The 252-nt window shown below is 41.7% G+C and carries 1 protein-coding gene; it reads left to right on the forward strand.

Annotated features, from left to right (window positions below; genetic code table 11):
• Positions 1–35 precede the first annotated feature (35 nt).
• Positions 36–252: hypothetical protein (locus JWG39_RS16345; protein WP_205220482.1), on the forward strand; the 217-nt coding region annotated here is incomplete at its 3' end.

Here is a 252-nt window from a genome sequence, read left to right on the forward strand (position 1 = left end):
AGGTCCAAATATTAACAGATCGAAAACAGATCAAAGTGAAGGTATCTCCTGGCAGACCGGGCTTGGACAGCGTCTATAAAAATAAATGGGAATCCACATACAGCATTCAGTGGAAGTTAAACGAACAGCTATTCCCGGTTGGAGCTAAAAAACGGCCTGAAATTGATTTTCGTACCATCGGCTGTGAATTCAGCACAAAACCAAACAGTATAATGTGGTTTTTGAGCAACAATATGCAAATCGGGTGGGAAC

The organism is Desulforhopalus vacuolatus, from assembly GCF_016918505.1.
Lineage (GTDB): Bacteria > Desulfobacterota > Desulfobulbia > Desulfobulbales > Desulfocapsaceae > Desulforhopalus > Desulforhopalus vacuolatus.